Consider the following 20903-nt stretch of genomic DNA (forward strand, 5'->3'; position numbering starts at 1 on the left):
AGCTGAAGTGATCTGGACTGGCTTTCAGCTTCGGGCCTCAGCTTCAAGCTCCCGTTCCCCCCACCGTAATCCCGTCGATCCTCAGCGTCGGCTGTCCGACACCCACCGGCACCGATTGGCCGTCCTTGCCGCAGGTGCCGACACCGCTGTCCAGTTCCAGGTCGGTACCGACCATCGACACCTTGTTCATCACATCCGGACCGTTACCAATCAGAGTCGCACCCTTCACTGGCGCGGTGATCTTGCCGTCTTCGATCAGATAGGCCTCGCTGGTCGAGAACACGAATTTCCCACTGGTGATGTCCACCTGCCCGCCGCCGAGACTCGCACAGTAGATGCCCTTCTTCACCGAGCGGATGATCTCTTCCGGGTCGCTTTCGCCCGCCAGCATGTAGGTGTTGGTCATCCGTGGCATCGGAAGGTGCGCATAGGACTCACGCCGTCCATTACCCGTAGGCGCAACGCCCATCAAACGCGCGTTGAGCTTGTCCTGGATGTAGCCCTTGAGAATGCCGTTTTCGATCAGCGTGGTGCACTGGGTGGGCGTGCCCTCGTCGTCGACGCTCAGCGAACCGCGGCGATGGGCCAGGGTGCCGTCATCGACGATGGTGCACAGTTTGGAGGCGACCTGCTGGCCGATCCGGCCGCTGTAGGCCGAACTGCCCTTGCGATTGAAATCGCCTTCCAGCCCGTGCCCGACCGCCTCGTGTAGCAACACGCCGGACCAGCCCGGCCCGAGCACGACGGGCAGGGTACCAGCCGGTGCCGCCACGGCCTCGAGATTCACCAGCGCCTGCCTTAGCGCTTCGCGCGCATAGCCCATAGCGCGGTCTTCATTGAGGAAGTAGTCATAGCCGGTACGCCCGCCGCCGCCCTGTCCGCCGCGTTCGCGACGGCCGTTCTGTTCGACGATGACACTGACGTTGAAACGCACTAGCGGGCGGATGTCGGCAGCCATCGCGCCGTCCAGTCCCGCCACCAGAACATGCTCCCAAACACCGGCCAGGCTCACCGTCACCTGCTTGATGCGCGGGTCCAGCGCCCGCGTGGCGACGTCGATGCGCTTGAGCAGCTCGACCTTTTCCGCCCGCCCGAGCCCATCCAGCGGGTTTTCCTGCACGTATAACGGTGCAAAGGCCGCCTTCGACAGCACTTCGACACGGCCCTGCTGGCCACTGCGAGAAATCGAGCGGGCCGCTTCGGCTGCCTGGCGCAGCGCATCGGCAGTGATCGCGTTGCTGTAGGCGAAGCCGGTCTTTTCGCCGGACAACGCCCGGACGCCCACGCCCTGCTCGATGTGGAAACTGCCTTCCTTGACGATGCCATCTTCCAACACCCAGGACTCGGTTACTTGGTCCTGAAAATACAAGTCCGCAGCATCGATGCCGGGGCCGGCCAGTTCGCCAAGCAAACCCGGCAGGTCATCGAGCCCCAGCCCACCCGGTATTAACAGTCGCTCGGTGACGGGTAACAACAGTTCACTCATATCTACTCCAAAGTGCCCGAGGCAATACGGGGCGCGCAGAATCGGCGATGACTAAGCACCGGCATGCGTTGGCGCGTCGCAGCCTGTTCGGCCGCATCCCGCTTGGCAATCAATGCCGCCTCGCCAGCTGCCTGCTCGCTCAACACGCGTCCCCAGAAATCCACGATAGACGAATGCCCGTGGGTCATTCGTCCGCCAGGGTGTTCGCCACCCTGGGCTGCAGCCAGCATATAGCATTGCGTCTCGATGGCCCGCGTGCGTATCAACATCTCCCAATGAGCCTGACCGGTCACCTCGGTAAAGGCCGAAGGAGCGCTGATCAACTCGGCGCCGGCCAGACGCAACGCCGAGTACAGCTCGGCAAAACGCAGGTCATAACAGACGGTCATTCCCAGCCGGCCCACCGGCGTGTCGACTACCACCAGCCGTTCACCCTCCGCATAGTCGTCCGACTCACGGTAGCGGCCTCGCGCATCGCTGACATCGACATCGAACAGATGCAGCTTGTCGTAACGCGCAACGCGCTGCCCCTGATCGTCGACGAGCAGCGAACAGGCCCTGGCCTTCGCTTGCGGCTGATCATCCGGCGGCAACGGCAACGTGCCGGCGACGATCCATAACCTGAGGTCACGTGCGGTCTGTTTCAACCACGGCAGTATCGGGCCGACGCCCTCGGCTTCAGCCCTTCCGACTGCTGGTAGATCGGTCCGCCCCATGGCGACGAAGTTTTCCGGCAGCACCGCAAGCTTTGCCCCAGCCTCGGCGGCCCGTTCCAGCAGCCGCCTGGCAGTGGCGAGATTCGCCTGGATGTCGGCCTGACTGGTCATCTGGATAACGGCGAATGTCATGGGAATACTCTGGCGGCTTAGCCGCGTTGGAACGGTGTTCAGTTGGGTTTTTCGAAGGGCTTGTCGAAGGTGATCTTCGGCGATTGCCACGGGCCCTCGACCTTGTACTGAACGCTGGCGAAGCGGGCGACCTTGTCGCCCAGCAGCTTGTCGACGACGAACAGAGCACCGCCGATGGCCGGCGCGCCGACGATCAGCGCCGCCAGCGGCAGGTTGTTGCTGACCGGGAGCGTCACCAACAGCCTGGCGTCGATCTGATCATTGACCAGATCCAGCCGGCCATTGAGTTCGAGATTGCTCGACGGCCCGGTAACCGTCAGCGGCTGCGAGGTCGTGTAGATGCCATCGGCCGCAAGCAGTTCAGCCTCGATCCGATCGTAGCTCAGCCCCTTGCCGAACAGATCGGAGAAATCCAGCCGCAGTCGCCGTCCGATCGAATTGAAGTTGAGCAGGCCAAAGACCCGCAGCGCCTGAGCCCCCCCGTCCACTTCCCGAAGTTGCCCGCTGCGCAGACGGGCGTCGAGCCGGCCGGACAATCGATTCATACCGAAGAATGCCGGTGACCCTGGCCAGTTGCCGTCCACGTCCAGACGAAAATCCTCGCTGGTGGTCGAGGGTGCGAAGCCCCAGGCCAGCAGCACATCCGCAAGATTCTCGCCTTCCAGCCGGCCCTTGTACCAGGTTCGTGAATCGTTCCAACCGCCATTGCCGCCGATCCTCAGCCCCTTGAGGTTCAGATCGATATCCGAAAAAGCTACGCCATCGATGGTGGGTCGCATCTTCAACGACCAGGCGCCCAGCGGCTCCTCGCCGCGCAGTACTTCGGCCACGGCGATATTCATTGCCGGCAGCGCCTTGGGGTCAACGGCGGCCAGCGGATCACGTGGCCGCTCCTGTGGCGTGTTCGGGTCGGCTGCCGGAAGCCGCAAGCGTGAAAGGTCCAGCACGATGGGCTCGCCGTCGGTATTCGGCAGGCGGACGGTCCCAGCGATCGTCTCGCTATTCAGACCCAACAACCAGCCGGCAGAAGCAGGCTGCAGCTCGATACCCAGGTTGTCGATTTGCGTGCCAAAACCTTCAAAGACGCCGATATCGAGTTGAACCGAACGCAGCATCGAAACACCGGCCTCACTCTTCGACGTATCGCCATAGGATTCCAGCAACGCCTGCCATTCCCCTAGGTTCAGCCGCGGCACGCTGCCTCGCACATGCAAGCCCTGATCAGTGCGCAGGTTTGCCGCAGCGCCGCCCAACACCAGCTCACCGCCGCCCTCGGCCCAGTTGGTGCCCGGCGCGACGAAGGTCAGCGCCGCCAGCCTGTCGTGCCTGAGCGTGTACTGTTGGCGCTCACCGCCGAATGTCATCCGCAGCGTGGTGTCGCGCCGCTCCTCGGCTGTCTTGCCAAACGGCGCGGGAAGCGCCAGCACGGCGCCTAGCAGCGAAGAATCCGCCTGCAGTTCGCTGCCTTCGCTCCCTAGGAAAAGATTCAGCCTGAGCGGCAGCTGTCCAGATACCGGCATGGACTGCTCGATCCCGCCCCAGCCCAGCAGCTGCTGCACGGCCACGGTACCCGACGCCTCGATTCGCGTGGAAGGTTTGCCCGACTCACCAGTAGCGGTGGCCTTTCCCTGCACTTGACTACCCAGCGTGCGCCCTCGGAACGTTTTAGCACTGAAGCCCCGCTCGCTGTCATAGCGAAACTCGCCCGCCAACGCTTCGAGCTGGAGCTTTGCCTGCGTAATCGACAGCGAAGCATCGGTGCTGGAAAAATCAGCAATCACCTGGGGGCGCCCGCCCCCGCCCAGCGGAATGTCCAGTTGCAGCGAGCCACTCAGGGGGCCGTCACCGCCCCAGCCGGCGAACAGCTCGGCGGTGCCGATCGGTGCCACCTGCATCACGGTTAGCGCGTCCCGCAGATGGCCGTCCACCCGTCCCTGAATATTCAACCGCGGCGGAGCGGGGTTGCCCAACGGGATGTCTGCCGTGGCGTCACGCACACGGCTGTCGAGCATGCGCGCTTCGGCAAGCCGTACCCGCACGCCACTGTTCTCGATCAGTACCTCGCCACGCCCTTCACGCAACACCGGCCAGCCGGGCTGGAACGCGAGTTCAGCATCCTTGACGTTGAAATACAGGCTCAGGCTGCGGGCGTTATCGTCAGCACTTTTACCCAGCGCGCCCTGATACTGGAAATAACCCTGTTCCACGATACCGCCGCGTATCGCCGTATTCAGCCATTCGCTCAATGCAGGGCTCAACGCGGGCGAGCGGGTCGGCAAGTATTTCTGCGTGTAGCGAGCATCGCCGTCGCTGATGCCGACCCGCAGATCCATATAGTCTTCAGCCGCAGGATCACGCATCAGGCGGATCAGGAAATCGCCGGCGATGCGTCCTTCATCTCCATCGATCTGCAGATAGGGCGCGGCAAGCGTGAAGGCCTGGTCGTCGAGCGTCCAGCGCAGGCTGCCGCGGGCGCGAGGGTAATTCCAGCGGTTCGGGAATAACTCGGCCAGATGCAGGCTGAAATCACGGTTATCGAAACGCAGCTCGCCTCCGGCAAGATCGCCCTGTGCCACGCCACTGACATTACGCGCAGCTGGTATCCACTTATGCGCAGCGATGCTGACCTCATCGAGGTTGGCGGTGAAGGCCAGCCGCTCGGCACTGGGCGCGGCCGGGCGGTAGTCGAGTTGCAGATTGCGCAATGTTCCGCTGGGAGCCAGACCAAGCAGATACTCGGAGGCTACTTCGGGCAGTTCGACTCCGGCATGCACCAGCGCCGCTACCGGCGCGATGGCAATGTGATCAGCCTGCAGGCGCCAACGATCCTCAGCGATGTTCTGCTGCAACACCACGGCGGTCTCCCGCCAGCGAGCTTCTTTGAAAGTTAAAGCCAGACCATCGAGGTGCAGGCGATAGCCTTCGTTTGCGCGGTCGAGATAGGCGTTTACCGCCAGATCCTGAATCTGCACCAGCTCACGTTGCGCTTGGCCTACCTGCAGAGCTGGCGCGTTCATTCGCGCTACCGCGCGGGACACACCCCGGTCACGCCAGTCCAGCCAAACCTCTCCGCCGGCCTGTAGCTGTGCGAGGTTCCAGTTGCCGGTCAGACTCGCCGGTATCCAGGCGGCCCAATCGCTCTGCGGCAGGCTGAGGTAGAGCCTGGCCTCGCTGGCACGCCAGTCATTCGCGGCGACTCGCGCCTGGGCCCGCAGGCTCAAGGGCTGACCATTCGGTAACAGCACGCGGCCGTCCAGGCGCAGTTTTTCGTCCACGGTGCGCAATTCGAGATTGGCATAGGTCAGGGTCAGCGGCGCTTCGGCATGGGCTTCGAAGGTGATCTGGCTGTCCAAAAGCCGTAGGTGCCGAATCTTCCGCAGCTCGGCAAGCAGCTTTTGTGGGTCCGCCGCGGGTTGGTCGGCGCGCTCGGGCAGCCCATCGACACGCCATTTGCCTTCGGCGCTTTGCACCAGGCTCAGGTGTACGCCGGCGAATTCCACTGCGTTGAAGTGCAACTGACGAGACAGGAGGCTCGCGACCACGTCCGGCACCAGCGTCAGTCGATCCAGCCGCACCGCCGCATCGCCCGCTCCCAGAATCACATCCTGCGCCAGCAACTGCGGTGCAAAACCATCCCAGCGGCCTTCAAGCTTTCCGAGCGCCACCGGCATGTCCAGCAACTCACGCGCCTTGTCTTGAACCTCCAGACGGTACTCCGCGACCAGCGGAACCAGCTGACGACCGAGACTCACGTAGAGTGCCAGCAGCATCAGGCCGATCGCGCCCAACCAAAGGCAACGACGTAGGAAGACGAGAACCACCGCCAGCAGCCGACTCATACGGATACGCTCCGCTCATCCGAACCCAGGTGGCCAGGCTTGCACCTAGGGTCTGTTCCCGTTTCGTCGCGGCCGCGACGGAGCTGGTTTTTACGCGAGACAAGGCCGCGCCCGCTCCCGGCGGGCTTGCGGAATTCACTCCATCCATGGAGATCGCACGAGTCGCGCAGTTTGGTCGTTCCAAATAAGCGACGAGAAACGCCGTATCGCACAAAAACCGGCCCGTCCCTAGGGGTTGCGCGGCAAATCTCGCCATGCGGCGTTGCGGGACTTGGTAAGGGAGCAACCATTACCTGCGCCCCGCGCGATCCACATGGATGTGGTGAATGCAGCAGGCCCGCCGGGAGCGGGCGCTGCCTTGCCTGGCGAGATTTGGCGCAGCAACGCGGCTCGCAGCGAAACGGCAACAGACCCTAGTCAGAGCAACACCACGTCGTACTGTTCCTGGGAATACATGGTCTCGACCTGGAACTTGATCGAGCGTCCAATGAAGCTCTCGAGATCGGCAACGTTTCCCGACTCCTCGTCGAGCAACCGGTCGATGACCTTCTGGTTCGCCAGCACCCGATAGCCTTCGGGCTGATAGGCGCGGGCCTCGCGAAGAATCTCGCGGAAAATCTCGTAGCAGACGGTCTCGGGGGTTTTCAGCTTGCCGCGTCCCTGGCAGCACATGCACGGTTCGCATAGCACCTGCTCAAGGCTCTCGCGCGTACGCTTGCGCGTCATCTGCACCAGCCCCAGCTCGGTGATGCCGATGATGTTGGTCTTGGCGTGATCGCGCTCCAGCTGCTTTTCCAGCGTGCGCAGGACTTGGCGACGGTGCTCTTCGTCTTCCATGTCGATGAAGTCGATGATGATGATCCCGCCGAGATTGCGCAGTCGCAGTTGACGAGCGATGGCGGTGGCTGACTCGAGGTTGGTCTTGAAGATGGTTTCCTCAAGGGTGCGATGGCCGACGAAGGCACCGGTATTCACATCGATGGTGGTCATCGCCTCGGCCGGGTCGATGATCAGGTAACCACCGGACTTGAGCATGACCTTACGCTCGAGCGCCTTCTGGATTTCGTCCTCGACGCTGTACAAATCGAATATCGGCCGCTCGCCGGGGTAATGCTCCAGGTGCTCGCTCAGCTCGGGCATCAGCTCATCGACGAACTGGCTGACCTTCTGAAAATTCTCGCGCGAGTCGATGCGAATCTTCTCGATGCGCGGATTGACCAGATCACGCAGGGTGCGCATGGCCAGCGACAGATCTTCATAAATGATCGTTGGCGCGCCGGCGGTTTTCATCTGCCCGTCTATCTGCTGCCACAAGCGGCGCAGGTAGCGAATGTCCATCAGAATTTCATCGCTGCCGGCACCTTCAGCGGCGGTGCGCAGGATGAAGCCGCCGGTCTCCTTGATGCCTTCAGCCGCGACGCACTCGGCCACCACCTGTTTGAGACGATCCCGCTCGGCCTCGTCTTCGATGCGCAGGGAAATGCCGACATGGCTGGTTCTGGGCATATAGACTAGATAGCGCGAAGGGATCGACAGCTGCGTGGTAAGGCGCGCGCCCTTGGTGCCGATCGGGTCCTTGGTGACCTGCACGACGAGCGCCTGCCCCTCATGGACCAGCGCGCTGATGGGCTCGACCGCATTGCCTTCCCGGCTGGAAATTTCCGATGCATGGATGAAGGCCGCGCGCTCCAGTCCGATGTCGACGAACGCCGCCTGCATGCCGGGGAGCACGCGGACCACCTTGCCTTTGTAAATATTGCCGACGATGCCGCGGCGCTGAGTGCGCTCGACATGCACCTCTTGTAGGACACCGTTCTCCACCACCGCCACCCTCGACTCCATGGGGGTGATGTTCATCAGAATTTCTTCGCTCATTGTTGTTCTCGGCCGATGGGCAGGTGAACCAGCCGAAGCTGACGAGTTGGCTCGATTCTAACGGCATACGCCCTCAAGCCACAGGGCTGTAATGGCCTGTGTGGCTAGTTCAATGAGTCAATTTCGGCGCCTGAGGCCCTGATACTGCGTTGCCGCTCCTCACCATAGCCAGCTATGACTCGTCGCAGTGCCTTGTCTCAGAACCTCAGTCATTCGAACTTGAGCTAATCAACTAGCCGTACAGGCCACTAGGCGGAGCTTTTAGTCCAGTACTCGATCCCGTGTGTGCCGAGCAGTTGCGCCGTTTCGCATAACGGCAGCCCCACCACGCTCGAGTAGCTGCCTTCTAGCCCGCTGACGAAGACCGCACCCCAGCCCTGAATGGCATAGCTGCCCGCCTTGTCCTGCGGCTCGCCGCTGGCCCAGTAGGCCTCGGCCTCCTCAGGTCGAATGGTTCGAAAGCACACCCTGCTGGTAACCAGTCGCACCACGCAACCCGACGGGCTCGCCAGCGCGACGGCGGTCATCACCTCATGCTCGCGCCCGGACAGCGCCAGCAAGGTTTTCAGCGCATCGGCCCTGTCCGCCGGCTTGCCGAGGATCTGCTGGTCCAGCACCACCGTAGTGTCGGCGCCCAGCACGCAGGCCGAGGCATCGTTGAGCAACGCCAGGCCCGCCAAGGCTTTCTCCCGGGCCAGACGCTGGACATAGACCTCCGGCGGTTCTGCCGGGCCAGGGGTTTCATCGATGGAGACCGAGAGGACGGAAAACGGAACGCCGATCTGCATCAGCAGTTCACGGCGGCGCGGTGAGGCGGAGGCGAGAAACAATGTCGGCATGCCAGCTCCTAGGGTCTGTTGGCGTTTCGCTCATGGCCGCGCCGGGCGGAAGCAGCTCGGAGCCGCGCACCAGCAGCTCAGTAGACGTTGAAGCGCCGCCGCGCCCATTGCAGGGCGACGAATACCCAGGGCCAGAGCAAGGCACTGACCGGCACGGGTATGAGAAACAGAAGCGTCGGCGGGCGATTGCCTGTCAGCGTATTGAGCCACAGCTGCACGAGTTGCCCGATCCCTAGAATCACCATCAACACCAGACTTTGCTGCAGCAAGGGGAACATCCGCAGACGTTGCTGCAGGCTCAGCACCAGAAAGGTGATCAGGATCAGCGGCAAGCCGTTCTGCCCCAGCAAGGTTCCAGACAGCACATCAAGCATCAAGCCGAAGAAGAACGCCGCCGCCATGCCACCACGGTGCGGCAGGGCAATTGCCCAGTAGGCGATGAACATGCCGAGCCAGAGCGGGCGCGCCAGCCCGAAGCTCTGCGGCATGGGCGCCACGCTGAGCAGCAGCGCCAGCGCCAGCGATAACCAGATGACCCAGCCGTTGTTCTGTCGTCCGCTGATCATGGCCGCTCCTCGCCATTCGGCGGTGTTTCGTTCGGCGCGGCCGGGGCGGCATCGGGAGTTTGCGCCTCGGATTCAGCCTCGGCGGGTGCGGCCGCCGCTGATTCGCCTGAATCGGCCGCCTCGCGATCCGCCGTCTCCTGCGCCTGCGCTGCGTCGGTAGCACGCTCTTCTGGCGTTCGCGAATCGCTGAAGACCAGCAGCAGATAGCGGCTGCGGTTAAGCATGGCGGTGGGAATGGCGCGAACGATCAGGAAGGGTTGGCCGGAGCCGCGCACCACCTCGGTGACCTGAGCGACCGGATAGCCGCTGGGAAAACGCTGCCCCAGCCCGGAACTGACCAACAGATCGCCTTCCTTGATATCAGCCGTCTCGGCAACGTGACGCAACTCCAGGTAGTCAGGGCTACCGGTGCCAACCGCAATGGCCCGTAGACCGTTACGGTTGACCTGCACCGGGATGCTGTGGGTCACGTCCGTCAGCAACAGCACCCTGGCGGCATAGGGCATCACTTCGACGACCTGCCCCATCAAGCCACTGGCGTCGAGCACCGGCTGGCCAAGGAACACACCATCACGCTCGCCCTTGTCGATCAGAATGCGGTGCGTGAAAGGATTGGGATCGAGTCCGATCAACTCACCGACGATCACCTTGTCATCTACCAGCGCGGCGGAGTTGAGCAACTCGCGCAACCGCACGTTCTGCTCGGTCAGCGTCGCCAGCTTCTGCAGGCGACGCTGCATCAACAACGCCTCGGCCTTGAGCTTCTCGTTCTCGGCGACCAGGCTGGTGCTGCTGGTGAGCTGCTCGGTGGCCCGCTGCCACGTTCGCACCGGCAGATCGGCTAGCCAGTAAAAGGGCGTAAGTACCAGCCCCATCTGGCTGCGCAAGGGCTTCAGCGTCTCGAAGCGTGCATCCACCACCATCAACACGACACAGAGCACGGCAAGCACCAGCAGGCGCACTCCGAGCAGGGGTCCTTTGGCGAATAGTGGTTTGATGGACGGGTCCTCGCAGCTGCAGGCTTCAAACTAAACGCGACAAGCCGAGAGCAGGGCTAACCCCGCTTTCGGCTTGCGCTTGGAGCTAATCGGTTTGAGGATCACTCCGTAGACAACAGATCCATGGCGTGACGATCCATCATTTCCAGTGCACGGCCACCACCGCGGGCCACGCAGGTCAGCGGCTCTTCGGCGACGATCACCGGCAGACCGGTCTCCTGCGCTAGCAGTTTGTCCAGATCGCGCAACAGAGCGCCACCACCGGTCAGCACCAGACCGCGCTCGGCGATATCGGAGGCCAGCTCCGGCGGCGATTGCTCCAACGCACTTTTGACCGCCTGGACGATGGTCGCCAAGGATTCCTGCAGGGCCTCGAGCACCTCGTTGGAGTTGAGTGTGAAGCTGCGCGGCACGCCTTCAGCCAGGTTGCGACCGCGAACGTCGACTTCACGCACATCGGTGCTGGGGAAGGCGGTGCCGATTTCCTGCTTGATGCGTTCGGCGGTGGATTCGCCGATCAGGCTGCCGTAGTTGCGGCGTACATAAGTGACGATGGATTCGTCGAAACGATCGCCGCCGACACGGACGGATTCGGCGTAGACCACGCCATTGAGAGAGATCAGCGCAATCTCGGTGGTACCGCCGCCGATATCGACAACCATCGAACCGCGCGCTTCGTCGACCGGCAGTCCGGCACCAATGGCCGCTGCCATCGGTTCTTCGATCAGGAATACTTCACGCGCACCAGCACCGAGAGCCGATTCACGGATCGCACGGCGCTCGACCTGAGTGGATTTGCAGGGAACGCAGATCAGCACGCGTGGGCTGGGCTGCAGGAAGCTGTTCTCGTGAACCTTGTTGATGAAGTACTGCAGCATTTTTTCACAAACGCTGAAGTCCGCGATCACACCGTCTTTCATCGGGCGGATGGCGTTGATGTTGCCGGGGGTACGACCGAGCATGCGTTTGGCGTCGGTACCCACCGCGACGACACTTTTCTGGTTGCCGTGAGAACGAATGGCAACCACTGACGGCTCGTTCAGGACGATGCCGCGATCGCGCACATAAATAAGGGTATTGGCAGTGCCCAGGTCGATCGACAAATCGCTGGAAAACATGCCACGCAGTTTCTTGAACATGGGAAAAGGGCCCTGGGGCAAACGCGTGGGGAAAAAAGTGCCGCAAACTCTAACAATGGTGCGAACGTAGGGCAAGGCGCGAGTCCGCGCTTGGCGGGCCAGACGTGAGCCAACGCGCGAAAAATGATCGACGCTGCGAAACCTCCAGACCGCCGGCAAGCCGCAGCCGCGCTACCGACAAGCACCATAGACATGTAAGATTGATGGCTTTTCCGGGCTCGAATGCCCACCGCTGCGGCTCGACCCTGCTGCTCTTGCGTCGCTCTTGGCCGACGGAAGGCATGTCCGACTCGCTTCCCGCTGGAGAATCCCGATGGCGCTTGAACGCTCCGAGGTGGAAAAGATCGCTCATCTGGCCCGTCTGGGTCTGAATGAAAACGACCTGCCCCGCACCACCGAGACCCTGAACAACATCCTCGGCCTGATCGACCGCATGCAGGCCGTCGACACCAACGGCATCGAGCCGCTGGCCCATCCGCTGGAAACCAGCCAGCGCCTGCGTGCCGACGAAGTTACCGAAGCCAACCAGCGCGATACCTACCAGGCCATCGCGCCGGCCGTGGAAGACGGCTTGTATCTGGTCCCACGGGTGATCGAGTGATGAAGGACGCCGACATGCACCAACTGACCCTCGCCGAGATCGCTCGCGCCCTCGCCGACAAGCGCTTCTCTGCCGAAGAGCTGACCCGCTCGCTGCTCGAACGCATCCAGGCGCTGGACCCGCAACTGAACAGCTTCATCACCGTGACCGAAGAGCGGGCCATCGCCCAGGCGCAGGCGGCCGACGCACGCCGTGCCAACGGCGAGAATGGCGCGCTCCTGGGTGCGCCGATCGGTCACAAGGATCTTTTCTGTACCCAGGATGTGCGTACCAGCTGCGGCTCGAAGATCCTCGACAGTTTCAAGTCGCCCTATGACGCTACCGTCGTCGAGCGACTCGCCGCAGCCGGTGCGGTCTCGCTGGGCAAGCTGAACATGGACGAATTCGCCATGGGCTCTGCCAACGAATCGAGCTTTTACGGCGCGGTGAAAAACCCTTGGGACCTGACCCGCGTGCCGGGCGGTTCCTCCGGCGGATCGGCCGCTGCGGTGGCGGCGCGCCTGATTCCCGCCGCGACCGGTAGCGACACGGGCGGCTCGATCCGCCAGCCCGCCGCGCTGACCAACCTCACCGGGATCAAACCTACCTACGGGCGCGTCTCGCGCTGGGGCATGATCGCTTATGCCTCCAGTCTCGATCAGGGCGGTCCGCTCGCCCGCACCGCCGAGGACTGCGCGCTGATGCTTGGCGCCATGGCCGGCTTTGACCCGAAAGATTCCACCAGCGTCGACCAGCCGCTGGACGATTACCTCGCCACCTTGAGCCAGCCGCTCTCCGGCCTGCGCATCGGCCTGCCAAAGGAGTACTTTGGCGAAGGCCTCGACCCCAACATCGCCACTGCGGTGATGGCGGCGGTCGAGGAGCTGAAGAAACTCGGCGCTACGGTAAAGGACATCAGCCTGCCGAACATGCAGCACGCCATCCCTTCCTATTATGTAATCGCGCCCGCCGAGGCCAGCTCCAACCTGTCGCGCTTCGATGGCGTGCGTTTCGGTTACCGCTGCGAGAATCCATCGGATCTGACCGATCTCTACAAGCGGTCGCGCGCCGAAGGCTTCGGCGACGAGGTCAAGCGCCGGATCATGGTCGGCACCTATGCATTGTCCGCCGGCTACTACGATGCCTATTACCTGAAGGCGCAGAAGATCCGTCGCCTGATCAAGAATGACTTCGTCAGCGCCTTCAATGAAGTCGACGTGATTCTCGGCCCAACCACGCCGAACCTGGCCTGGAAGCTCGGCGAAAAGAACGCCGATCCGGTCTCGGCCTATCTGGAAGACATCTACACCATCACCGCCAACCTTGCGGGCATTCCGGGCCTGTCTATGCCGGCCGGTTTCATCGACGGCCTGCCGGTGGGCGTACAGCTTCTGGCGCCGTACTTCCAGGAAGCGCGCCTGCTCAACGTGGCGCATCAATACCAGCAAGTCAGCGATTGGCACCTGCGCGCCCCGGCCGGATTCTGAGGAGATTGAAGATGCAATGGGAAACCGTGATCGGGCTGGAAATCCACGCACAGCTCTCTACCCAATCGAAGATTTTCTCGGGTAGCGCCACCACTTTCGGCGCCGAACCCAACACTCAGGCCAGTCTGGTTGATCTGGGCATGCCCGGCACGCTGCCGGTGCTCAACGCCGAAGCCGTGCGCATGGCCTGCAAATTCGGCCTGGCGATCGATGCCGAAATTGCCGAGAAGAACGTTTTCGCGCGCAAGAACTACTTCTACCCGGACCTCCCCAAGGGCTATCAGACCAGCCAGATGGACCACCCCATCGTCGGCAAGGGCTTCCTCGACATCACCCTGGAAGACGGCACCACCAAGCGCATCGGCATCACCCGTGCGCACCTGGAAGAGGATGCTGGCAAGAGCCTGCACGAAGACTTCCACGGCATGAGCGGCATCGACCTGAACCGCGCCGGTACACCGCTGCTGGAAATCGTATCCGAGCCGGACATTCGTTCGGCCAAGGAAGCGGTGGCTTATGTGAAAGCCATGCACTCGCTGGTGCGCTACCTAGGTATCTGCGACGGCAACATGGCCGAGGGTTCGCTGCGCTGTGACTGCAACGTCTCGGTACGGCCCAAGGGCCAGGCCGAGTTTGGCACCCGCGCCGAAATCAAGAACGTCAACTCCTTCCGCTTCATCGAGAAAGCCATCAATCACGAGGTGCAGCGCCAGATCGAACTGATCGAGGACGGCGGTAAGGTGGTCCAGGAAACTCGCCTGTACGACCCGAACAAGGACGAGACGCGCTCCATGCGCAGCAAGGAAGAAGCCAACGACTACCGTTACTTCCCCTGCCCCGACCTGCTGCCGGTGGTGATCGAACAAAGCTTTCTCGACGAGATCCGCGCCGGCCTGCCAGAGTTGCCGGTACAGAAGCGCGAGCGCTTCCAGCGCGAATTCGGGCTGTCCGCCTATGACGCCGACGTCCTGGCTGCCAGCCGTGAGCTGGCCGATTACTTCGAGCAGGTCAATGCAACCTGCGGCGATGCCAAGCTGTCCGCCAACTGGGTAATGGGCGAGCTGTCCAGCCTGCTCAACAAGGATGGGCTGGAGATCGACCAGTCGCCGGTATCCGCCGCACAGCTGGGCGGCATGATCCTGCGCATCAAGGACGACACTATCAGCGGCAAGATCGCCAAGATGGTGTTCGAGGCCATGGCGGCGGGCGAAGGTTCGGCTGACGAGATCATCGAGAAAAAGGGCCTCAAGCAAGTTACCGACTCGGGCGCCATCGAGGCGATGCTGGACGAGGTGCTGGCGGCCAATGCCGAGCAAGTCGAGCAATACCGCGCCAGCGACGAAGCCAAGCGCGGCAAGATGTTCGGCTTCTTCGTCGGGCAAGCGATGAAGGCATCGAAAGGCAAGGCTAACCCCGGCCAGGTGAACCAGCTGCTCAAACGCAAACTCGAGGGCTGAATCGACGGGGCGGGCCTGTCATCAGGCTCGCCTCGTTTCACTACTGACCGCAACACACGAAACGTTGAACGGCTGCCCCGCTTGACGCTCAAAGCCTTTCGAGGCCATGAAGCAATCCGCTGGCCGGTACTGACCGATTCTGCGCAGAAGGATTGGCTCATGCGTACCAGACCGCTGCTTGTTCCACTGCTGCTCGCCCTGATCGGCGGCTGCGCCGAGGACCAGAGCAACAACCAGAACGTCAAAAGCACCTTCACCCAGCAGGGCAAGGCCTCCTATTACGCTCGTAGCTTTCATGGCGAGCAGACCGCTAGCGGCACGACCTTCAATCAGAACGAACTGGTCGCCGCGCACCAGACCCTGCCATTTGGCACACAGGTGAAGGTGACCAATCTGGAGAATGGCAAAAAGGTAACGGTGCGTATCGTTGACCGAGGTCCGTTCAAGCCGGGACGCATCATCGACTTGTCGCGGGTGGCGGCTGGCAAGCTCGATCTGCTCGAAGACGGTGTAGTCAACGTAGAAATCGAAACAGTCGACTGAGGGCTTACGCGCCCGTTCACACGGAGTTCGGATGAGTTTGATGATATTCGCCTATCTCATCGGCGGATTGATATTGCTGGTGCTGGGCGCCGAATCCTTGGTGCGCGGCGCCTCGCAGCTTGCAGCACGCTTCGGTATCTCGCCGCTGATCATCGGCCTGACCGTCGTCGCGTTCGGCACCAGCGCGCCGGAAACGGCTGTCAGCGTTCAAGCCGCCTTGAACGGCAGCGGCGACATCGCGGTCGGCAATGTGATCGGCAGCAATATCGCCAACATCCTGCTGATTCTCGGACTGTCCGCGCTGGTGGCGCCGCTGCTGGTGTCGCGCCAACTGGTACGCCTGGACGTACCGATAATGATCGGCGCCGGCATACTGACCTTCGCTCTCGCATGGGACGGCGATCTCAGTCGGCTGGACGGCGGCGTTCTGGCTGCCTTGCTCCTGCTCTATACAACCTTTCTAGTCATTGCCAGCAGGCGCGAGAACAAGCGCGAACGGCCCGACGAGTTCGCTATCGAATACGGCCCTGCAGACCAGCCGAAACCACTCGGCTGGCTGATCCAATTGTCGATGGTACTGCTCGGGCTGATCCTGCTGGTGGCAGGCTCGAACCTGCTGATTGACGGCGCGGTGGCTCTGGCAAGGGCGCTGGGTCTGTCGGAGCTGGTGATCGGCCTCACCGTGATTGCGGTCGGCACGTCCATGCCAGAGCTGGCGACCTCGCTGCTGGCGGTGTATCGCGGAGAGCGTGATATCGCCGTCGGCAATGTAGTGGGCAGCTGCATTTTCAACCTCCTGCTGGTGCTTGGCGCCGGGGCACTGGTTTCAGCCGACGGCTTATCCATTTCGCCCAATGCACTAGCCTTCGATTTGCCCGTCATGCTCGCCGTATTTGGTGCCTGCCTACCGATCTTTTTCTCCGGTTATCGGATCAATCGCTGGGAGGGCGCCATGTTTTTCGGCTATTACTTGGCGTACACGCTCTACCTCGTGATGTTTTCCACCGGCCTGCCGTCCATCAGCCTGTTACGCCATGCAATGACTTGGTACGTATTGCCCTTGACCGCCATCACGCTTTTCGTGATCTTTCTGCGCGCTTGGAAACACCAGCGCTGAGCCAACCCCTTCCTCTGGAGCAACCATTCGTGTCCCTGATGACGTTCGTCTACTTGATAGCTGGCCTGGTGCTTCTCGTTGCCGGTGCCGAAGTGCTGGTACGCGGCGCGGCCAAACTGGCAGCGCAATTCGGCATTCCCCCGTTGATCATCGGCCTGACGGTGGTTGCGTTCGGCACCAGTGCACCGGAGACAGCTGTGAGCGTGCAGGCTTCGCTGAACGGCAGCGGCGACATCGCCATCGGTAACGTACTCGGCAGCAACATCGCCAACGTTCTGCTGATTCTTGGTATGACCGCGCTAGTCGCGCCGCTCATCGTTTCACGCCAGCTGATCCGCCTCGACGTACCAATCATGATTGGCGCCAGCCTGGTCACCTATGCCCTGGCCTGGGACGGCTCGCTGAGCCGCCTCGATGGCGCCCTGCTGTTTGCCGCCGTCGTCGGCTATACCGTGTTTCTGATCATCAGCAGTCGGAAGGCCAATGCAGCCGCAACCGCAGACGATGAGTTCGCCAAGGAATTCGGTCTCGAAGCGCAGCCCAAACCTTATGCCAGCCTGATCAACGCTGGCCTGGTCGTTGTAGGACTCGTCCTGTTGGTGGTGGGCTCCAACTTCCTGGTGGAAGGCGCCGTATCCCTGGCCCGCGCGCTGGGTTTGTCAGAGTTGGTAATCGGCTTGACGGTGATCGCCGTCGGCACCTCGCTGCCCGAATTGGCCACCTCGATCCTGGCCGCCATCCGTGGTGAGCGCGACATCGCCGTAGGCAATATCGTCGGCAGCAATATCTTCAACCTGCTCTGCGTACTGGGGCTGGCGTCGATGGTGTCCCCCGAAGCGATCACGGTGGCTGCCAGCGCACTGGCCTTTGACTTCCCGGTAATGATCGCAGTGGCGTTGGCATGTCTGCCGATCTTCTTCACCGGCTACGCCATCAACCGCTGGGAGGGCTTGCTGTTCCTCGCCTATTACGTGGCGTATACGGTGTATCTGGTAATGGCCAGCACTGGACGACCGTTTGCTGAAACCTTTGGTGATGCGATGATCGGCTATGCCTTACCACTGACCGCAGTGACGTTACTAGTTATCGCCAGCCGGGCTTGGAAGAAACACCGCCAATAGATCGATAGCGGCCTCTGCACACCTGCTAGCGGACCGGCCTGGAAGCCAAAGCTGGGCTTCAGGCCGAGCGGCTCCCTCGACTCATCCTTCGCGAGCCTGAGACCGCGGCAGTTCGAAAACCTGCGCGGTCTCTTCTTCGTCACTCATCCGGCTGAGCGTGCCGTCGACCACGGCGCCGTTTTCCATGCTCAACTGACGGTAGCGGATATTGCCGCATACCCGCGCGTTGGAATGCAGTTCGAGCAGGTGCTCGACCACCAGATCGCCAACGATGACGCCGTCGATCAGCGCATCGTAACTGCTGACATTACCCTCGATCCGGCCATCGGCACTCAGTGCCAGCAGGCTGTGCGTTCCAGGCTTGTGGCACACGTTGCCTGTCACCGTGCCGCTGATTTTCAGCCCTTCTTCGAACGCCATATCGCCGGCCAGCGAGACATTGCCGGAAATTAGGCTGGAGAACTGGTCGACGGCGACTTTCGGCACCGGCTTCTTCTTGTCGAACATTGCTATTCCTCGGTATTAATGGGCTTTCTTCTGCTGGCGGAAAAAAGCCAGGTCTGTCTGCAGTCGCTCGATTTGCTCGGACAGCTTGGCGATGCGCCCGAGCAACTGCTCCTGCGTCGCTTCGGCTTCCTGGCGTTGCAGCCGACTCTGCTCGAGCGCATCTCGGAGCGCCTGATTTTCAAAGTCCAGCGCAGCGACCTGCTCCTCGTAGGCGCCATGCTCGATAACGCGCAAATAGAGCAGCGCTCCAATTACGCACAGCATCGCGACGATCAACCAGAGCCACGAACGCGAGCTACGCCGGGCTTGTAAACGATGCTCGGAACGTAGCAGCTCGCGGGTATCGAGCGTTCTAGTCTTGAGCCTGAACATCGCTGTCCCGCTCTAGATCGCCAAGGGCGAGGAAGCGCTGAGGATCGACGAATCGCCCCTTGTGCAGCACCTCGAAATGAAGATGCGGACCAGTGGAGCGCCCGGTGGAACCTACCGCCCCGATCCGCTGCTCAGGCGTTACCACATCGCCCGCGCGCACGTGCAGACGCGACAGATGTGCGTAGCGAGTCACCAGCCGATTGCCGTGATCGATTTCCACCAGCTTGCCGTATGCGCCGCGATTGCCGGCAAAGCTCACCCGACCACCCGCCGCAGCGACTACGTCGGAACCGGAGCGCAACGCGAAATCTACGCCGGAATGGAAGGCTGGTTGCTTTCTGAACGGATCGATACGGTTACCGTAGGCCGATCCCAAGCGCGCCTCGCCGACAGGGCGGCGGGACGGAATCGCCATGAGAGCCGCGTTGCGTTCTGCCACACGCTGAAGCATGCCGTCCAACAACACACGCATGCAGTGCGCAGACGTCTCGGTGCGCTCCAAATCGTCGAGCGATACGCTGTCGACCTCCAATGTCAGCTCACTCGAGCATCCTCGTGGCGGTAGCAGCACGCCGCCCTGCCCTTCGCTGCCACGAGCCGGCTCCGGCGCCAGCAAGGGCAACAGGGCTGGATCGAGTGCCGAAAGTTGCTGGCTCAGAATACGCTGCTCACCGAGCATGTCCTGCAATGCGAGCACATCGGCCTCGATGGATTTCAGCCGACCCACCACTTTTCCGACACGCGCAATAGCGAAGCGATCTTCGCTCCCGAGGGCTACCTCTTCCTGACTCGCGGCCTCACGCTGGGGCTCTAGATCCCGTCCGATCCAAATGCCACCGGCAAAGGTTCCGAGATTGAGGAGCAGCAGCAACGCTAGACCTGGACCGAACAGGCGGTGCTGGTTGACGACGCGATTGGCATCACGCGTTAGCGAACGGCTCGAAGGTGTGAAAAACGACATCGTCAATCCTCAGAAAACAAGGCGGCCCGCACTGATAGAAACGCCATCGACCGTCCGAGGCAATGTGACGGAAACCGGTGTTTTTTTCTGAGGCCTATTGAGCGATTACGACTATTCCGCTGAATTTCTTAAGCTGGGAAAGAGGACATCGATCACAACACGGGCAAGCGGCGCCTAGAGCCACCCCAGCCAGCCGAGCAATAACAGCCCGAGGTTGATGCTCAGAGCCGCCATCAATGTGGTGATCACGATGATGATCGCCGCTAGCTGATGATTGGCGTTGACCGCTCGCGCCATGACGAAGCTTGCCGAAGCCGTAGGACTGGCGAAGTACAGGAACAGGATGCCCAGCTCCGCGCCGCGGAAGCCGACCAGCCAAGCCCCCGCTGTAGCCAGCGCGGGAAGCCAGACCATCTTCATCAGACTCGCGCTGATGGCCATGCCGCTGCTCTCGCGCAGGACCGAAAGCGACAGCGTGCCGCCGATGCAGATAAGCGCCAGCGGCAAGGTCATCTGTGCAAAATACTGCCCGGAAGTCATCAACCAGTCCGGCAGCGGAATCTGCCAATAGGCAAAGGGGATGGCCGCCGTCACGCCGATGATCAACGGATTGCGCAGGATGCTGAGCAGGATCGATCCAGCACTGGCGCGCGCGCCTGGGCTGTAGATCGCCAGAATCAGCGCCGACAAGCTGTTGTAGAGCAGTATCACCACACCCGCCAGAACACCGCCCAGCGACAGGCCGTAATCGCCATAAAGACTGGTTGCCAGCGCCAGGCCGACGATACCGTTATTGCCGCGAAACGCGCCCTGAACGTAGACGCCACGATCGGCAGACGGACAACGCCAGAGCGCCCAGGCCCAGGCGAGAAAGAAGGTCGTGACAGTGGCGATGACGTAATAGATCAACAGGCTCGGCTGCAACGCCGCATCCAGATCGGCCTTGATGATCGAGATGAACAGTAGGGCAGGCATGGTGGCGTTGAACACCAGCGCCGATGCCGTCTGAATGAACGCAGCGTCGATCCAGCCCAACCGCTTGAGCGCTATACCGATGAACAACATGACGAACACCGGGGCGGTAACGCCCAGGGTCTGAACGGCAACGGAAAGCATGATGGGCTCGATGGCGAAGGGGCCGCTTATGGTAATCGCTTAAGAGCTGGAA

The 20903-nt window shown here is 61.9% G+C and carries 18 protein-coding genes; 6 read left to right on the forward strand and 12 right to left on the reverse strand.

The window, feature by feature from the left end; translation table 11 throughout:
• Positions 1 to 43 precede the first annotated feature (43 nt).
• The 8 genes from tldD to mreB form a co-directional block, all read right to left on the reverse strand.
• Positions 44 to 1486, reverse strand: a complete 1443-nt coding sequence (gene tldD, locus NA645_RS16845) for a metalloprotease TldD (RefSeq protein ID WP_256049905.1) — start codon at positions 1484 to 1486, stop codon at positions 44 to 46.
• A 2-nt stretch (positions 1487 to 1488) separates the two neighbouring features.
• Positions 1489 to 2334, reverse strand: a complete 846-nt coding sequence (locus tag NA645_RS16850; RefSeq protein WP_256049906.1) for a carbon-nitrogen hydrolase family protein — start codon at positions 2332 to 2334, stop codon at positions 1489 to 1491.
• A gap of 38 nt (positions 2335 to 2372) precedes the next feature.
• Positions 2373 to 6173: a YhdP family protein gene (locus NA645_RS16855; protein WP_256049907.1), complete on the reverse strand. Its 3801-nt coding sequence runs from the start codon at positions 6171 to 6173 to the stop codon at positions 2373 to 2375.
• Between the two features lie 417 nt (positions 6174 to 6590).
• Positions 6591 to 8048 carry a ribonuclease G gene (gene rng, locus NA645_RS16860; RefSeq protein ID WP_256049908.1) on the reverse strand — a complete coding sequence of 486 codons (1458 nt, stop codon included), beginning with the start codon at positions 8046 to 8048 and terminating at the stop codon, positions 6591 to 6593.
• A 248-nt stretch (positions 8049 to 8296) separates the two neighbouring features.
• Positions 8297 to 8887, reverse strand: a complete 591-nt coding sequence (locus NA645_RS16865) for a Maf family protein (protein ID WP_256049909.1) — start codon at positions 8885 to 8887, stop codon at positions 8297 to 8299.
• A gap of 77 nt (positions 8888 to 8964) precedes the next feature.
• Positions 8965 to 9453, reverse strand: coding sequence for a rod shape-determining protein MreD (gene mreD / locus NA645_RS16870; RefSeq protein ID WP_131649893.1), 489 nt, complete (start codon positions 9451 to 9453; stop codon positions 8965 to 8967).
• Positions 9450 to 10424, reverse strand: a complete 975-nt coding sequence (gene mreC / locus NA645_RS16875) for a rod shape-determining protein MreC (RefSeq protein ID WP_423836586.1) — start codon at positions 10422 to 10424, stop codon at positions 9450 to 9452. The genes mreD and mreC overlap by 4 nt, the downstream gene beginning before the upstream one ends.
• Positions 10425 to 10552: 128 nt before the next feature.
• Entirely contained in the window at positions 10553 to 11590 is a 1038-nt protein-coding gene (mreB, locus tag NA645_RS16880; protein ID WP_131649891.1) for a rod shape-determining protein MreB, read from the reverse strand.
• A gap of 313 nt (positions 11591 to 11903) precedes the next feature.
• Here mreB and gatC point away from each other — a divergent pair, with 313 nt between their 5' ends.
• The 6 genes from gatC to NA645_RS16910 all read left to right on the forward strand — a co-directional run bounded on the left by gatC (position 11904) and on the right by NA645_RS16910 (position 17895).
• A complete protein-coding gene (gene gatC / locus NA645_RS16885; protein WP_256049910.1) occupies positions 11904 to 12191 on the forward strand; it encodes an Asp-tRNA(Asn)/Glu-tRNA(Gln) amidotransferase subunit GatC in 288 nt (95 codons plus the stop codon).
• Positions 12192 to 12205: 14 nt separating this feature from the next.
• Positions 12206 to 13657: an Asp-tRNA(Asn)/Glu-tRNA(Gln) amidotransferase subunit GatA gene (gatA, locus tag NA645_RS16890; protein ID WP_256049911.1), complete on the forward strand. Its 1452-nt coding sequence runs from the start codon at positions 12206 to 12208 to the stop codon at positions 13655 to 13657.
• A gap of 11 nt (positions 13658 to 13668) precedes the next feature.
• Positions 13669 to 15114: an Asp-tRNA(Asn)/Glu-tRNA(Gln) amidotransferase subunit GatB gene (gatB, locus tag NA645_RS16895; RefSeq protein WP_256049912.1), complete on the forward strand. Its 1446-nt coding sequence runs from the start codon at positions 13669 to 13671 to the stop codon at positions 15112 to 15114.
• Positions 15115 to 15273: 159 nt separating this feature from the next.
• Positions 15274 to 15657, forward strand: coding sequence for a septal ring lytic transglycosylase RlpA family protein (locus NA645_RS16900; RefSeq protein ID WP_256049913.1), 384 nt, complete (start codon positions 15274 to 15276; stop codon positions 15655 to 15657).
• 31 nt (positions 15658 to 15688) lie between these two features.
• Positions 15689 to 16774, forward strand: a complete 1086-nt coding sequence (locus tag NA645_RS16905; protein ID WP_256049914.1) for a calcium/sodium antiporter — start codon at positions 15689 to 15691, stop codon at positions 16772 to 16774.
• Between the two features lie 29 nt (positions 16775 to 16803).
• Complete coding sequence (locus tag NA645_RS16910) at positions 16804 to 17895, forward strand: calcium/sodium antiporter (protein ID WP_256049915.1); 1092 nt, start codon at positions 16804 to 16806, stop codon at positions 17893 to 17895.
• An 81-nt stretch (positions 17896 to 17976) separates the two neighbouring features.
• On the opposite strand, the gene NA645_RS16915 is transcribed toward NA645_RS16910, so the two are convergent.
• The 4 genes from NA645_RS16915 to NA645_RS16930 all read right to left on the reverse strand — a co-directional run bounded on the left by NA645_RS16915 (position 17977) and on the right by NA645_RS16930 (position 20851).
• The gene (locus tag NA645_RS16915) at positions 17977 to 18402 is read right to left on the reverse strand and encodes a bactofilin family protein (RefSeq protein WP_256049916.1); all 426 of its coding nucleotides are present in this window, start codon (positions 18400 to 18402) and stop codon (positions 17977 to 17979) included.
• A gap of 15 nt (positions 18403 to 18417) precedes the next feature.
• Entirely contained in the window at positions 18418 to 18774 is a 357-nt protein-coding gene (locus NA645_RS16920) for a hypothetical protein (RefSeq protein WP_256049917.1), read from the reverse strand.
• Positions 18755 to 19735 (reverse strand): M23 family metallopeptidase, encoded by a 981-nt coding sequence (locus NA645_RS16925; protein WP_256049918.1) that lies wholly within the window; start codon positions 19733 to 19735, stop codon positions 18755 to 18757. Before NA645_RS16925 ends, NA645_RS16920 begins: the two co-directional genes overlap by 20 nt.
• 174 nt (positions 19736 to 19909) lie before the next feature.
• Positions 19910 to 20851, reverse strand: coding sequence for an AEC family transporter (locus tag NA645_RS16930; RefSeq protein WP_256049919.1), 942 nt, complete (start codon positions 20849 to 20851; stop codon positions 19910 to 19912).
• Between the last annotated feature and the right edge of the window lie 52 nt (positions 20852 to 20903).

It is taken from the genome of Stutzerimonas stutzeri, assembly GCF_024448955.1.
Taxonomy (GTDB): domain Bacteria; phylum Pseudomonadota; class Gammaproteobacteria; order Pseudomonadales; family Pseudomonadaceae; genus Stutzerimonas; species Stutzerimonas stutzeri_AQ.

What these genes read in the sequence shown, in the direction of transcription:
- NA645_RS16930 (WP_256049919.1), bottom strand. Translation starts at nt 20,851, where the DNA reads ATGCTTTCCGTTGCCGTTCAGACCCTGGGCGTTACCGCCCCGGTGTTC.
- gatC (WP_256049910.1), top strand. Translation starts at nt 11,904, where the DNA reads ATGGCGCTTGAACGCTCCGAGGTGGAAAAGATCGCTCATCTGGCCCGT.
- tldD (WP_256049905.1), bottom strand. Translation starts at nt 1,486, where the DNA reads ATGAGTGAACTGTTGTTACCCGTCACCGAGCGACTGTTAATACCGGGT.
- NA645_RS16855 (WP_256049907.1), bottom strand. Translation starts at nt 6,173, where the DNA reads ATGAGTCGGCTGCTGGCGGTGGTTCTCGTCTTCCTACGTCGTTGCCTT.
- NA645_RS16900 (WP_256049913.1), top strand. Translation starts at nt 15,274, where the DNA reads ATGCGTACCAGACCGCTGCTTGTTCCACTGCTGCTCGCCCTGATCGGC.
- NA645_RS16905 (WP_256049914.1), top strand. Translation starts at nt 15,689, where the DNA reads ATGAGTTTGATGATATTCGCCTATCTCATCGGCGGATTGATATTGCTG.
- NA645_RS16915 (WP_256049916.1), bottom strand. Translation starts at nt 18,402, where the DNA reads ATGTTCGACAAGAAGAAGCCGGTGCCGAAAGTCGCCGTCGACCAGTTC.
- gatA (WP_256049911.1), top strand. Translation starts at nt 12,206, where the DNA reads ATGCACCAACTGACCCTCGCCGAGATCGCTCGCGCCCTCGCCGACAAG.
- NA645_RS16865 (WP_256049909.1), bottom strand. Translation starts at nt 8,887, where the DNA reads ATGCCGACATTGTTTCTCGCCTCCGCCTCACCGCGCCGCCGTGAACTG.
- rng (WP_256049908.1), bottom strand. Translation starts at nt 8,048, where the DNA reads ATGAGCGAAGAAATTCTGATGAACATCACCCCCATGGAGTCGAGGGTG.
- NA645_RS16850 (WP_256049906.1), bottom strand. Translation starts at nt 2,334, where the DNA reads ATGACATTCGCCGTTATCCAGATGACCAGTCAGGCCGACATCCAGGCG.
- NA645_RS16920 (WP_256049917.1), bottom strand. Translation starts at nt 18,774, where the DNA reads ATGTTCAGGCTCAAGACTAGAACGCTCGATACCCGCGAGCTGCTACGT.
- gatB (WP_256049912.1), top strand. Translation starts at nt 13,669, where the DNA reads ATGCAATGGGAAACCGTGATCGGGCTGGAAATCCACGCACAGCTCTCT.
- NA645_RS16925 (WP_256049918.1), bottom strand. Translation starts at nt 19,735, where the DNA reads ATGTCGTTTTTCACACCTTCGAGCCGTTCGCTAACGCGTGATGCCAAT.
- mreB (WP_131649891.1), bottom strand. Translation starts at nt 11,590, where the DNA reads ATGTTCAAGAAACTGCGTGGCATGTTTTCCAGCGATTTGTCGATCGAC.
- mreD (WP_131649893.1), bottom strand. Translation starts at nt 9,453, where the DNA reads ATGATCAGCGGACGACAGAACAACGGCTGGGTCATCTGGTTATCGCTG.